A 14007-nucleotide genomic window follows, 5' to 3' on the forward strand; every position below is an offset into this window, starting at 1 on the left:
GGTTGATAGGCCAGAACTGGAAGCCCAGTAATGGGTGCAGGTGACTGGTACTAATCGGCCGAGGACTTACAACAACACTTCTTAGAAGCTGTTTCGCATCCACTGTGCAATATCTGAAACAACACACACAGGTATAAACAAACCCGTGTGGTTTCACAGAGTTACGGCGGCCATAGCGGAGGGGAAACGCCCGGCCCCATTCCGAACCCGGAAGCTAAGCCCTCCAGCGCCGATGGTACTGCACCCTAACCAGTGTGGGAGAGTAGGACACCGCCGAACACAACATCCCGACAAGGCCTCTGAACTGCGGTTCAGGGGCCTTGTCGCATGTCTGGGGTCGCCCGGAGCCGGCGCGTACGATCTGCCGACATGACCCTTTTCCAGCGTGTCGCCAACGGTGCCAACAAGGCGGTGTTCCCGCTTCTGCGGGTACCCGGACTCGCCGGCCTGCTCGGCAAGTCGATGGTCGTCCTGGAGTACACCGGTCGGAAGTCCGGGCGGACCGTCAGGCTGCCGGTCAACTATCGCCAGAAGGGCGACACCGTCACCGTCACGGTCGCGGCACCCGGACAGAAGTCCTGGTGGAAGAACTTCTCCGGCGACGGCGCACCGATCGCTGTCGAATACCCCGGAGGTGGCCGGCGCGAGGGACACGCGACCACCCGTACCAACGACAAAGGGTGGCGCCAGGTCGTCATCGACCTGACACCACCCTCCTAGGCGTCGCCGGGGTTCAGCTGAGGTGGTGGACCTCCTGCAGCCCGTACACCGGGGTGTCCATCCCCTCGTACCGCGCCTTGAGCTGCAGGGCGAGGTACAGCGAGTAATGACGTGACTGGTGCAGGTTTCCCCCGTGGAACCAGAGGTTCTCCTGCTGCGTCGGCTTCCACATGTTGCGCTGCTCGCCCTCCCAGGGGCCGGGGTCCTTCGTCGTGTCCGAACCCAACCCCCACACCTTGCCGACCTTGTCCGCGACGTCCTGGCCGATCAGGTCGGCCGCCCAGCCGTTCATCGAGCCGTAGCCGGTCGCGTAGACGACCACGTCGGCGGGCAGTTCCGTCCCGTCACCCAACACGACGGCGTCCTCGGTGAGGTGATCGACGTCGCCATGGGCGAGCTTGATGGTGCCGTCGGCGACGAGTTCCGCCGCGCCGACGTCGATGTAATAGCCCGATCCGCGTCGTAGGTACTTCATGAACAGCCCGGATCCGTCGTCACCCCAGTCGTGCTCGAATCCTGCCGCCTCGAGGCGGTTGTAGAAGTCCCTGTCGCGTTCGCGGATCGCGTCGTAGATGGGGATCTGGAACTCGTGCATGATCCGGTAGGGCAGGGACGCGAACGTCAGATCCGCCTTCTCCGTGGTCATCCCGGACGCCACCGCCCGCTCGGAGTAGAGGTCACCCAGTCCGAGGTCCATCAGCGACTCGGACTTCACGATGTGGGTCGACGACCGCTGCACCATCGTGACGTCGGCGCCGTTCTCGACGAGTGCCTTGCAGATGTCGTGCGCGGAGTTGTTCGACCCGATGACGACGGCACGCTTGCCGGCGTAGGCGTCGGGCCCGGGGTGTGCGCTCGAGTGGTGCTGATCGCCGCGGAACACGTCCATCCCCGGGAACTCCGGCACGTTGGGCTTCCCCGACATGCCGGTCGCGAGGACGAGGTGCTCCGGGTGCAGGGTCAGGCGCTCGCCATCCCGCTCGACCTCGACAGTCCAGCGCTTCGACTCCTCGTCGAAAGATGCGGACAGGCACGTCGTCGAGCCCCAATAGGGCACCTCCATGACCCGTGTGTAGAACTCGAGCCAGTCGCCGATCTTGTCCTTGGGTGCGAACACCGGCCAGTTCTCGGGGAACGGCAGGTTGGGTGAGGTGGTCGTACCAGACGGGGTCGTGCAGGCAGAGAGACTTGTACCGTCCGCGCCACTGGTCGCCCGGCCGCTCGTGGCGGTCGAGGACGATCGCGGGGACGCCGAGTTGCCGTAGCCGCGCACCGAGTGCGATGCCGCCCTGGCCTCCGCCGATGATCAGCGTGTGCGGCTGGATCGACCGGCCGAGCTCGCGCTCCTCGGCCTCACGACGTTCCGCCCAGGACCGTGGGTCCGCGGACTGGCCGTGCACCGCGCCCATCACCCGGCGGGTGCCCTGCGGCTCCTCGTGGCCGGTGAGCTCACGCAGCGTCGTCAGCAGCGTCCAGGCGCGGTCCTCGCCGTCGTCGTCGCGGCTGATGCGCAGGTGGCCCTTCCCGGTCCCGACCGCGGTCCGGAACTCGATGAACGCCGACACCACGCCGCCGTCCTCGGTGGCCGGCTCCAGGGTGGCGAACCCAGACGGGTCGGTGTCGTCGAGGCGGGCCTGCAGCATCGCGCCGATCTCGTCACGACCCTCCGAGGTGCGCAGATTCCACGTGAACGACACCAGGTCCCGCCAGAAGCTGTCCACCCGGAACATCTCGGTGACGCCCTCGACGTCCCGCGCGGCGAGCCGTGACTCGAACCGTGCGAGCCACCGATCCATCCGGTCCTGCGGCGTCTCCTGCTCGTGGGTGTCGGCGAGTGCCGGGTGCAGCGTCTGCGTCATCGTGCTCCTCCATGTGTGCGGTGTGATGCAGAGCACACGCCGGAGGTGGTGGGTGCGGCAACCGTTGCGAGGTGTTGCAACCCGCCCGGTCGTTGCTGCCAGGTGTGACCGGGAGCACACTGGGGTCACCATGCCGAGCCCGTCCGCGACCCGCACGCCCGCGCCCGAACCCGCGATCCAGGCGGGTGACGACCCGCGTCACCACGCCGAGATCCTGTCCGCGGTCTACGACGCGCGGATGTCGGGAACGCGGGCACCGGCCCGACCCCGCGATGTCATCGACGACTCCTGGCGTCGCCTGCTGGCCGACGGCGCCGATCCCGACCGCATGGCACGGGCGACCCCCGATCCCACCGTCGTCGACCTCGACCGGGAACGGCGCGCCTCCGGACTCGACGAGGTCGTCGATGAGATGACCGCCGGTCTCGAGGCGGTGACCACCGACGGTGACAACATCGTCGTCGTGGCCGACCGCGGCGGGCGCGTCCTCTGGCGGAGCGGGTCTTCGAGGGTGCTGTCGCGGGCGGATCGTCTCGGCTTCGTCGAGGGCGCGAGCTGGGCGGAGGGCAGCGTCGGTACGAACGCCATCGGTACCGCGCTCGTCGCGGGGTCGGCGGTACAGGTGTTCTCCGCCGAACACTTCACCCGCACCCACCACACCTGGACCTGTACCGGGGCGCCGATCCGTGACGCCCGGACCGGTGAGGTCCTCGGCGTCGTGGACGTGAGCGGGCCCGCCGCGACGATCCACCCGACGACACTGGCGCTCGTGGACGCGGTGGCGCGGCTGGCCGAGTCCCGACTGCGCGAGGTGCACCGCCGCAGCCTCGACCGGCTGCGAACGGTCGCCGCACCGATGCTGGCGCGGTTGGCCGGGCGCGCACTCGCGGTCGACAACCACGGATGGGTCGCCGCTGTCGACGGGGTCGACTCCGGCGCCCGGTTGATGCTCCCGCACGAGATCGGACCGGGCCGGGCGTTGCTGCCCGAACTCGGCTCCTGTGACCTCGACCCGCTGCCGGGTGGGTGGCTGATCCGCCTCGCCGACACCGACGGCGCCCTCGCCGAACAGGCGACCCGACTCGTCGTCGACCTGTGCTCGGACCGCGATCCGTCGGTGCGGGTGGTCGGACCGATGGGCAGTTGGACGCAGACGATGTCGCCGCGTCACGCCGAGATCCTCTACCTGCTGTCGTTGCACTCCCCGCACGGGCGCACGGCGGGCGACCTTGCCGCCGACCTGTTCGGCGATGCGTCCCGGGTGGTCACGGTGCGTGCGGAGATGTCGCGGCTCCGACGGCAGCTCTCGGGTCTGGTCGCCGGGAGTCCTTACCGGTTCGTCGACGGACTCGACGTGGAGGTGTCGATACCCTCCGACCCGACGCGCCTGCTGCCCCGGTCGACCGCGCCGGCGATCCGGCGTGCGCGGATCGGTCTCTAGGCGGCGGACTCCGTCGGTGTCGCCCCACGGCGTGCCGAACGGTGGTTGCGGACCGCCACCGCCGCGGCCAGCACCCAGATGAGGACCACCGCGATCGTCAGTCCCAGCCCGTAGGGGCGGTCGAGGATGGTCGCGTTCATCGGTCTCTCACCCGCCGGGCGCGGGGCGAGCACCGGAAACGCCAGCGCGACGAGCACCAGCGTCGCCGCGGTCGCCACCAGGACCGGCGCCCACACCGTCGACGGCAGCAGGCGCGACCCAGCGTGTCCGAGGATCGAGTAGGTCGGCGCGAGGATCGCGTCGTGCACCAGCAGTCCCGCGATCGCCCAGATGAGGACGGACAGCTGGTCCCGCGGGGTGAAATCGGTGATCAGCGTGACGCCGTAGACGGCCATCCCGATGCCGGCGAGCACCAGGAGCACGCGCACCGCGGCCGTCACAGGACCTCGATCCGGGACAACCACTTGGTCTGGAGGACGCCCGGCCGGTTGGGTGCGATCAGCCGGCACGGGAAGCCGTGGTCGAGGTTCAGCTCCTCGCCGTTGAGACGGAGCGCGATCAGGGTGTCGTCGGCGTCGGCGAAGTTCGCCGGGAGCACGGTGACCCCGTAGAGGCCTCGGTCCAGCGAGATCATCCGCGCGTCCCGACCACCGCTGTGGCCGGCGCGGGCGAGCAGGTCGCGCAGGCGCACGCCGGTCCACGTCGCCGACGCGCTCCACCCCTCGACGCAGGCGATCGGCAGGTCGCGGGTCGTCTGTGTCATCGCGCGCAGGTCGTCGAGCGTCAGCGGTGTCTCACGACCGTCGACGGCGAGGGTCAGTCGGTAATCGGCACCGCGTACGCCGTCGGTGATGTTCGCCTGCTGTGCGGTGCGGTTGATCGGGAGGCCCTGCGGGCCCTCGCCGGATCGAGGCGCCAGGAACGAGATCCACCGGGCGAACGGCAGCGTCTGTCCGACCACGGCGACCGCCGCGAGTCCGGTGATGGCCCAGGTGCTGCGCAGCACCGTGCGGCGGGTGAGGGCACCGGCGTGATCCGGGCGGGCGGGCGGCGCCGACGACCCGTCGGGCAGGGTCTCCGGCGCGTCGAGGGGTTCGCCGAGCGCGGTGCGGATGACGGGGAGCTTCACCGCTATGTGCACGAGGATCGCCCCGATAGCGATCCACGCCGTCGCGTAGTGGGTGGTGGTGAAGAAGAACTTCCACGGATACCACTGCGCGGTGTTCATCAGCCCGGTGAACAACTGGAAGATGGCGGCGACGACGAGGACGGTGATCGAGGCGCGCTCGAGGAGCCGCACCGGCGAGCCGATCCGCGGACGCGCGAACAACTTCGGGTAGACGGTGCCCAGTTTCACCAGGAGCAGGGGGATGGCCGCGACACCGGTCGTGACGTGCAGACCCTGGGTGAACCGGTACAGCCACGACGGCTGCGTCGGCCACCAGAACCACCCCGGAGGGTGCTGGATCCAGTGGCTCAACAGGCCGGTGACGAAACAGATGCCGAAGCAGATGCCCAGCGCGACCCCGACCCGCGCGGTGAGCCGTGCACCGCGCACGGGGCTGCGCGGCCGCTCGTCCAGACCGACGGTCTCGAGCAGGCGATCGATCCGGTCGGCGACGCGCATCCGTCGAGCGTACGTGGCCGCGCCGGTCAGGCGAGGGTCATCGCGCGGCGGGGGATGCCCGTGCGCGGCGTTATGCTGTGCGCGCGAACTTCACAGGGTGTGTCCGAGCAGGGTGCCGGACGAGTCCACGGCGCGGCCGTGGGTGTCCGTGTGTGTCAGGAGCAGAGGGATCGAGATGAGCGACGACCGCCGCGGACCGCATCGCCGTACCGAGCACAGCCGCACCGACCGCCCGAATCGATCCCAGTCGGGTCGACCGCAGTCCGGCCGGTCCCCGTCCGACAGGACCGGACGCGACGGCCGCACCACCGATCGCCGCGGCACGGTCCGTCGGGACGAGCCGGCCCTCCCCGACGACGTGACACCCCAGGATCTCGACGGTGAGGTCCGTCGGGACCTCAAGACCCTCGACCGCACCAACGCCGACGCCGTGGCCCGGCACCTGGTGATGGTGTCCCGGCTGCTCGAGGACGATCCGGCTGCTGCCCTGCTCCACGCCCGCGCTGCGCGGGGACGGGCGGGACGCATCGCCGTGGTGCGTGAGACCGCCGGCATCGCCGCCTACAACGCGGGCGAGTGGTCGGAGGCGCTGTCGGAACTGCGGGCGGCGCGGCGGATGTCGGGCAGCACGGTCCTGCTGCCGCTGATGGCCGACTGCGAACGCGGACTCGGGCATCCCGAGCGCGCCATCGACATCGCCCGCAGCGAGGAGGGCCGCGCGCTCACCGGTGACGAAGCCCTGGAGATGCGCATCGTCGAGTCCGGTGCCCGCCTCGATCTCGGCGATCCCGAGAAGGCCGTCGTCACACTGCAATCGCAGAACCTCGACCCGTCCGTGCACGGCACCGGGCAGGCGCGGCTGTTCTACGCGTACGCCACCGCGCTGCACGCCGCCGGGCGCGAGGACGACGCGATCACGTGGTTCATGAACGCCGCCGCGGCCGACGAGGATGACGTCACCGACGCCGAACTGCGTCTGATGGAGATCACCGACCCCGAGCAGTTCGCTGCGGTCTACGGCGAGGACGAGGAGGACGAAGCCGCCCCGGACACCGCCGACGTCCCGGAGACCGACGACGTGCCGGACACCGTCGCGTCCGTGGCGCCCGCGCCGGAGCCCGCCGCCTCGGAGATCGCCGCCTCGGAGATCGCTGCCCCGGAACACGCCCACTCGGACAACGCTGCTGCGGAGACCCCGGAGGCCACGGTCTCGGACACCGCCGACGAGCCACCGGCCGTGTCGGAGTCGGCACTGGTGGCCGGGTACGACGCGGTGTTCGCCGACCTCGACGGAACGCTCTTCGCCGGCAGCGCGCCCGTCGACCACGCCGTCGCGACCGTCGAGGCACTGTCGGTGCCGGTGTACTTCGTCACCAACAACGCCAGTCGCCGTCCGGCCGAGGTCGCCGCGCACCTCGAGGAACTGGGGTTCCGCGCCGACGCCGAACGCGTCGTCACCAGCGCGCAGACCGCGGCCCGACTGCTCGCCGAGCATGTCGAGCCGGGCTCGCGCGCCTTGGTCGTCGGGACCGACGGGCTCGTGCAGGAGGTGCGGGAGGTCGGTATCGCGACCACCCGCAGCGCCGACGACCGCCCGGTCGCGGTCATCCAGGGTCACAACCCCGAGACCGGGTGGGCGCAGCTGTCGGAGGCCGCGCTGGCGATCCGCGCCGGCGCGTTGTGGATCGCGTGCAACACCGACGCGACCCTGCCGTCGGAGCGCGGGCTCCTCGTCGGCAACGGGTCGATGGTCGCGGCTGTCGCCTCGGCCACCGGCGCGACGCCGCTCGTCGCCGGCAAGCCCGCCGCGCCGCACATGCAGGACGTCCTGACGCGCAGCGGCGCGTCGCGGCCGATCGTCGTCGGCGACCGTCTCGACACCGACATCGCCGGTGCGAACGCCGTCGGCCTCGACAGCCTGCTGGTCCTGACGGGCGTGAGCACGTTGGCCGACGCGATCTGCGCCGAGGCGGATTCCCGTCCGACACATGTCGCCGCCGACCTCACCGGGCTGCTCGCCGACGCCGATCTCGCCGCGGTGGGCGCCGACGACCACTGGGATGTGCGGGTGGAGGGCACCACCATCCGGATCGCCGGTGACGCGGACGCGGACGACGCCGCCTTCGCGGGCGCCGTCCTCGCGGCCGCGTGGGAGGGCGACGCGTTCGTCGACGTCCCGTCCGGCGACGTCACCGTCGTGACCGAGGACGACACGGCCGCCGCCGCCGCACGACGACACGGACTGTCCTCCGATAGCGTTGAGAGGTCATGACCTTCCCGTCTCCCACGCAGATGCCGGGTTCGCGGCCGGTTCCCGGCGCCACGGCACCCGTCGGCGCCGACGTCGACCCTGCCGAGCTCACCGCGCAGATCGGTGAGATCACCGACCGCGTCGACGCGATCGCCGCGGACACCACCGGTGATCCCGACGACACCGAGGCGGTCGGGGCCCACATCGCCGCGCTCGACGCCACCGCCGACCTGGTGGACCGCGCCCACGGACTCCTCACCGACGCGCTCGACCGTCTCGATCGGGTCTGAGCGGCCACGGTGGGTCGCTGATGGCGCCGCGCGCCCGGCTGGACGCCGAGCTGGTCCGCCGCGGACTGGCCCGGTCCCGGGAACAGGCGCAGACACTCATCGCCGACGGCGTCGTCGCCGTCAACGGTGTCGCGGCCACCAAGGCCGCCACCAACGTCGGACGGGACACGCCGATCGTCGTGACCGTCGACGACGGTGACGACTGGGCGTCACGCGGCGCACACAAGCTGCTCGGTGCGCTGGCGGAGTTCGGTCCGTCCGGGCTCGTCGTCGACGGCCGCCGATGTCTGGACGCGGGCGCGTCGACCGGCGGCTTCACCGACGTCCTGTTGCGGCACGGAGCGCGCGAGGTGGTCGCCGCCGACGTCGGATACGGGCAACTGGTGTGGCGGTTGCAGACCGACGACCGGGTCGACGTCCGCGACCGCGTCAACGTCCGACATCTCGACGCCGAGCAGATCGGTGGCCCGGTCGACCTCGTCGTCGCCGACCTGTCGTTCATCTCCCTGCGTCTCGTCCTGCCCGCGTTCGCGGCGTGCGTCGCCGACGGCGGTGACGTGGTCCCGATGGTGAAACCGCAGTTCGAGGTGGGCAAGGAGCGTGTGGGGTCCGGCGGCGTCGTCCGCGACCCCGGATTGCGTGCCGAGGCCGTCGCCGAGGTCGCGCAGGCCGCGCTGACGAACGGCATGCGGACACTCGGCGTCGTGGCCAGCCCACTGCCGGGCCCGTCGGGAAATGTTGAATACTTCCTGTGGCTGCGCCGCACCGCGGAGTCCGCCCGGGACAGCACGCTCGACGACGCCACCCGGGCGGCGATCACCTCCGCGATCGAGAAGGGACCCCAGTGACCGAGTCCGGGCAGCGAGAGTTCCTGGTGGTCGCCCACACCGGGCGGGAGATCGTCACCGACACGATCGCCGCCATCACCCGCCACTGCGTCGGCGCCGGCATCGGGCTGCGCGTCGTCGAACACGACATCTCCGGCGGGTACCACGGGCAGCGATGGATCGGCCCGACCGCACACCCCGTCGACCCCGCACAGCTGCGCGGCATGGGCGCCGACGTCGCCGTCGCGAGCGGTGACGAGGAATCCGCCGCCGGTTGCGAGCTCGTCATCGTGCTCGGTGGCGACGGGACGTTCTTGCGCGCGGCTGAACTCGCCTATCCCGCAGGCACTCCCGTCCTCGGCATCAACCTGGGACACATCGGGTTCCTCGCCGAGGCGGAGGCCAATCGCATCGACGACGTGATGGAACTGCTCGTCGCCGGCGACTACGCCGTCGAGGAGCGGATGACCCTCGACGTGACGATCGTCGACGGTGACGAGGTGATCGGACGCAGCTGGGCGGTCAACGAGGCCAGCATCCAGAACCCGACGAACCAGGGTGTGCTGGAGATGGTCACCGAGGTCGACGGCCGCCCGGTGGCGTCGTACGGCGCCGACGGTGTCCTGGTGTCGACCCCGACCGGCTCGACTGCGTACGCCTTCTCCGCGGGCGGTCCGGTGATGTGGCCGGACCTCGAGGCGATCCTGGTGGTGCCGTCCAACGCGCACGCACTGTTCACCCGCCCCCTGGTGACAAGTCCCGAATCCGTCATCGCCATCGAGGTGGAGCGGTCACGGCAGCATGCCATCGTGTCGTGTGACGGCCGTCGGACCCTCGAGGTCCCGGCCGGCGCCCGCGTCGAGGTGGTGCGGGGCGCGCAGTCGCTGCGCTGGGTCCGGATCGACTCCGACCCGTTCGCGGACCGACTGGTCACCAAGTTCGATCTGCCCGTCACCGGGTGGCGGGGGAGGTAGGTGTGACGTGCTCGAGGAACTGACGATCAGCGGGCTCGGCGTCATCGAGAACGCGGCCGCGGAGTTCGACGCCGGGTTCACGGTGCTCACCGGCGAGACCGGCGCCGGCAAGACGATGGTGGTGACCAGCCTGCACCTGCTGTCGGGGGCACGGGCCGACGGGGCCCGGGTGCGCGCCGGTGCCGACAAGGCCGTCGTCGAAGGACGGTTCCGGGTCGGCGAGGCGCCGGCGGACGTCGCGGACCTGCTCGAGTCGACCGGTGCGCTGCTCGACGACGACGACACCGTCATCGCCGCGCGGTCGGTGACGGCGGAGGGCCGGTCGCGGGCGCACCTCGGCGGGCGGTCGGTGCCGGTCGGGACGCTCGGCGGGTTCACCAACTCGCTGCTCGCGATCCACGGCCAGAACGACCAGCTGCGGCTCGTCCGGGCCGACCACCAGCGCGACGCCCTCGACCGCTTCGGCGGCAAACCGATCGCCAAGGCGCGCGCCGCCTACGACACCGCCCGCGCCCGATGGGTCGCCGCCGTCGACCTGGTGGAGGAGCGCCGCGCCAACTCGCGCGAGCGTGCCCAGGAGGCCGACCGGCTGCGGTACGCCCTCGACGAGATCGACGCCGTCGGGCCGAATCCCGGGGAGGACGAGGAACTCGCCGCACTCGTCACCCGCCTCGGCGACCTCGAGGCGGTGCGGTCGGTCGCGGCCGTCGCCCACGGCGCGATCACCGGTGAGGTCGGCCCCGACGACACCGGTGACCCGGACGCGCCCGCTGTCCTCGACCTGCTCGGCCAGGTGCGGTCCCAGCTGTCGTCGACGTCGGAGTCGACCCTGCAGGGCCTGTTGCCACGCGTCGAGGAGGCGCTGTCGGTGGTGGGTGACATCGGCGAGGAACTCGCCGGATTCCTGCACGGACTTCCCGCCGACGCGAGCGAACTGGAGAAGGTGCTCGCCCGCCAGGCCGAGCTGAAGAATCTCGTACGCAAGTACGCCCCCGACATCGACGGCGTGATCGCCTGGCGTGACGACGCGCGCACGCGACTCGCCGCCATCGACGACTCGTCGGTGTCCATCGAGTCCCTCGAGGCCGACGCCCGCACCGCGGCAGACGACCTCCGACAGGCCGCCGCGGCGCTGACCGCCGCGCGCACGAAGTCCGCGTCGACGCTCGGCACCAAGGTGACGACCGAACTGAAGGGTCTGGCCATGTCCGGCGCGACGCTGGCCGTCACCGTCTCACCCGACGAGGCGGGGGAGAACGACGCCCGCGCACTGGACGTCGCCGGCCGGCGCTGCCACGCCGGCTCCTCCGGAGTCGACCGGGTCGAGTTCACCCTGGCCGCGCACTCGGCGGCACCGGCGATGCCCATCGCGCGATCGGCGTCCGGTGGCGAGCTGTCGCGCGTGATGCTGGCCCTCGAGGTGGTGCTCGCCGGCCCGGGTGGCGGATCGACCATGGTGTTCGACGAGGTCGACGCGGGCGTGGGCGGTCGCGCCGCCGTCGAGATCGGTCGCCGCCTCGCGGCGTTGGCGCGCAACCATCAGGTCATCGTCGTCACCCACCTGCCGCAGGTCGCGGCCTTCGCCGACCACCACATCGTCATCGGCAAGACCACCGGCAAGTCGTCGGTGACGAGCTCGGTGACCACCCTCGACCGCGACGGTCGCGTCGCCGAACTCGCGCGCATGCTCGCCGGTCTCGGCGACTCCGACACCGGTCGCGCGCACGCCGAGGAACTGCTCGACACGGCCGAGGGTGAGAAGACCCCCGGCTGAGTGCCGGAGCCCGTGTTACTCGTGTGACAAAAGTTTCTCGAGTTACGGCGTGGCGCCGATGTGACGCATGAGGTCCGCGTCACCATGGGCGTCATGAAGATGCCTGCCCTTCTCTCGCGCACCGCCGACACCCTGCCCGGCGTCATCGGGATCGCCCGGATCGACAAGAACACGTCCCGGCTGCTGGAGCGGGTCGGCCCGGGGGACGTCGTCATCCTCGACGAGCAGGACCTCGACCGGATGACCGCCGACGCGCTGGTCGCCGCCGACGTCACCGCCGTCGTCAACGCCTCGCCGTCGATCTCGGGCCGCTACCCGAACCTCGGCCCCGAGGTGCTGGTCGCGTCGGGCATCACCCTCATCGACGACGTCGGCCCGGAGGTCTTCCGTCGCGTGAAGGACGGCGCCAAGGTGCGCCTCGACGAGGGCGACGTCTACGTCGGCACGAACAAGCTGGCCCGCGGCACCGAGCTCGGCGAGCGTGAGGTCGCCCGGCTGATGATCGAGGCCAAGTCGGGTCTCGTCGACCACCTCGAGGCGTTCTCCGGCAACACCATCGAGTACATCCGCAGTGAGTCGCCGCTCATCATCGACGGCGTCGGCGTTCCCGAGGTCGACATCGACATGGCGGGCAGGCATGTCGTGGTCGTCGGTGACGGCACCGACCACGAGATCGACCTCAAGCGGATCAAGCCGTTCATCAAGGAGTACGCACCCGTGCTCGTCGGCGTCGACGGCGGCGCGGACACCCTGATGCGCGCCGGCTACCGGCCCGACCTCATCGTCGGCGACCCGGAGCTCATGCGCTCGGCGACGCTGAAGTCCGGCGCCCAGGTGGTGCTGCCCGCCGACCCCGACGGTCACGCCATCGGTCTCGAACGCATCCAGGACCTCGGTGTCGGGGCGATGACGTTCCCGGCCGTCGGGTCGCCCACCGACCTCGCGCTGCTCCTCGTCGACCACCACGGCGCCGCGCTGGTCGTCACCGTGGGTGCGTCGGCCTCGCTGGAGGACTTCTTCGACCGCAGCCGTCGGGAGTCGAACCCGTCGACGTTCCTGACCCGCCTCAAGGTCGGCCACAAGCTCGTCGACGCGAAAGCCGTTGCCACGCTGTACCGCAGCCGTGTCTCCGGTGCCGCCGTCGCCCTGCTGATCCTCGCCGCGCTCGCCGCGATCATCGTCGCGGTGGTCATGTCGAACACGGGCACCGAAATCGTCGACTGGGCCGTCGCCGAGTGGGATCGCGGATACGCCTGGGCGCGGGAACTCTGGAACCGATAACCGGTGATCTCCCTGCGACAGCACGCGATCTCGCTGGTCGCGGTGTTCCTCGCGCTCGCCGTCGGTGTGGCGCTCGGGTCGGGTTTCGTCGGCGACCGGGTGAACTCCGGCGGTGACTCCGGCTCGTCGTCGCTGCGGTCGCAGAACGATGCGCTCAGCGCGCAGGTCAACGCGTCGGACTCGTTCAACGCCGCGATCGCGCCACGACTGCTGCGTGGGCTCCTAGCCGACCGCAGCGTCGTCGTCGTGACCACGCCGGACGCCGCCGATGCCGACGTGACCGCGGTCAAGCAGATCCTCAACCAGGCCGGCGCCGGGTTCGCCGGTCAGATCGGCCTCACCGACGAGCTGGTCGGGGACACCTCGGCGCAGAAGCTGACGACCATCGTCGACCAGGCGATCCCGGCCGGCGCCCAGCTGCGCCCCGAACTCACCGACTCGGGTGGCCGTGTCGGCGACCTGCTCGGGGCCCTGCTCCTGCGCAAGGTCGAGTCCCCGGCGCAGGTGAACCCCGGCGACGTGACCGCGGGCCTGCAGGCTCTGCGCGAGGGCGGCTACATCTCGTACGTCGACGGATCGGTGTCGCCCGGGCAGCTCGCCATCGTGGTGACGGGCGGGGAACTGCCCGCGAACTCCGGCGCGCAGGGCCAGTTGATCGCGCGCTTCGCCGCCTCGTTCTCTGCCCGCGGCGCAGGTGGCGTGCTCGCCGGACGTGCCGGCTCGGCCGACGGGGGATCGCCGGTGGCGGTGGTGCGCTCCGACGGTTCGCTGGCCAAGACGGTCTCGACCGTGGACGACGTCGACACCTCGGCCGGGCGGATCGCTGCGGCGCTCGCACTCGCCCAGGCGCAGCGCGGACAGACGGGGGCGTACGGCACCGGTGCGGGCGCGTCGGCTGTGGTGCCCGCCACCTGAGTCGACCGGCGCGGCCCGTGCCGCGGTTGCGTCGCGGGACCGCCCGGG

11 protein-coding genes, 1 rRNA gene and 1 pseudogene are annotated in these 14007 nt (G+C 71.0%); 10 read left to right on the forward strand and 3 right to left on the reverse strand.

Features of this window, described 5'->3' with window-relative positions; all coding sequences use genetic code 11:
* The first annotated feature begins 162 nt into the window (after nt 1-162).
* Both rrf and Q1A98_RS08180 read left to right on the forward strand, forming a co-directional pair.
* Nucleotides 163-279 (forward strand): 5S ribosomal RNA (gene rrf / locus Q1A98_RS08175).
* 90 nt (nt 280-369) lie between these two features.
* The gene (locus Q1A98_RS08180; RefSeq protein ID WP_299571884.1) at nt 370-720 is read left to right on the forward strand and encodes a nitroreductase/quinone reductase family protein; all 351 of its coding nucleotides are present in this window, start codon (nt 370-372) and stop codon (nt 718-720) included.
* Nucleotides 721-733: 13 nt separating this feature from the next.
* Here the strand turns inward: Q1A98_RS08180 and Q1A98_RS08185 are convergent.
* Nucleotides 734-2579, reverse strand: a pseudogene (locus tag Q1A98_RS08185) (NAD(P)/FAD-dependent oxidoreductase).
* Nucleotides 2580-2709: 130 nt separating this feature from the next.
* Here Q1A98_RS08185 and Q1A98_RS08190 point away from each other — a divergent pair.
* A complete protein-coding gene (locus Q1A98_RS08190; RefSeq protein ID WP_299571887.1) occupies nt 2710-4020 on the forward strand; it encodes a GAF domain-containing protein in 1311 nt (436 codons plus the stop codon).
* On the opposite strand, the gene Q1A98_RS08195 is transcribed toward Q1A98_RS08190, so the two are convergent.
* Both Q1A98_RS08195 and Q1A98_RS08200 read right to left on the reverse strand, forming a co-directional pair.
* Nucleotides 4017-4460, reverse strand: a complete 444-nt coding sequence (locus Q1A98_RS08195) for a hypothetical protein (protein WP_299571889.1) — start codon at nt 4458-4460, stop codon at nt 4017-4019. The two genes, Q1A98_RS08190 and Q1A98_RS08195, sit on opposite strands and share 4 nt — an antisense overlap.
* A complete protein-coding gene (locus Q1A98_RS08200; RefSeq protein WP_299571890.1) occupies nt 4457-5647 on the reverse strand; it encodes a molybdopterin-dependent oxidoreductase in 1191 nt (396 codons plus the stop codon). Before Q1A98_RS08200 ends, Q1A98_RS08195 begins: the two co-directional genes overlap by 4 nt.
* 175 nt (nt 5648-5822) lie before the next feature.
* On the opposite strand from Q1A98_RS08200, the gene Q1A98_RS08205 reads away from it, so the two are divergent.
* The 7 genes from Q1A98_RS08205 (at nt 5823) to Q1A98_RS08235 (ending at nt 13959) form a co-directional block, all read left to right on the forward strand.
* Nucleotides 5823-7919, forward strand: coding sequence for an HAD-IIA family hydrolase (locus tag Q1A98_RS08205; RefSeq protein ID WP_299571893.1), 2097 nt, complete (start codon nt 5823-5825; stop codon nt 7917-7919).
* Entirely contained in the window at nt 7916-8188 is a 273-nt protein-coding gene (locus Q1A98_RS08210; RefSeq protein WP_299571896.1) for a hypothetical protein, read from the forward strand. Before Q1A98_RS08205 ends, Q1A98_RS08210 begins: the two co-directional genes overlap by 4 nt.
* A 20-nt stretch (nt 8189-8208) precedes the next feature.
* The gene (locus tag Q1A98_RS08215; protein ID WP_299571899.1) at nt 8209-9036 is read left to right on the forward strand and encodes a TlyA family RNA methyltransferase; all 828 of its coding nucleotides are present in this window, start codon (nt 8209-8211) and stop codon (nt 9034-9036) included.
* A complete protein-coding gene (locus tag Q1A98_RS08220; RefSeq protein WP_299571902.1) occupies nt 9033-9989 on the forward strand; it encodes an NAD kinase in 957 nt (318 codons plus the stop codon). The genes Q1A98_RS08215 and Q1A98_RS08220 overlap by 4 nt, the downstream gene beginning before the upstream one ends.
* Before the next feature lie 7 nt (nt 9990-9996).
* Nucleotides 9997-11763: a DNA repair protein RecN gene (gene recN, locus Q1A98_RS08225; protein WP_299571904.1), complete on the forward strand. Its 1767-nt coding sequence runs from the start codon at nt 9997-9999 to the stop codon at nt 11761-11763.
* Between the two features lie 93 nt (nt 11764-11856).
* A complete protein-coding gene (gene steA / locus Q1A98_RS08230) occupies nt 11857-13044 on the forward strand; it encodes a putative cytokinetic ring protein SteA (protein ID WP_299571906.1) in 1188 nt (395 codons plus the stop codon).
* A 3-nt stretch (nt 13045-13047) separates the two neighbouring features.
* Complete coding sequence (locus tag Q1A98_RS08235) at nt 13048-13959, forward strand: copper transporter (protein WP_299571908.1); 912 nt, start codon at nt 13048-13050, stop codon at nt 13957-13959.
* Nucleotides 13960-14007: the final 48 nt, after the last annotated feature.

This window comes from uncultured Williamsia sp., assembly GCF_947494875.1.
GTDB lineage: Bacteria > Actinomycetota > Actinomycetes > Mycobacteriales > Mycobacteriaceae > Williamsia_A.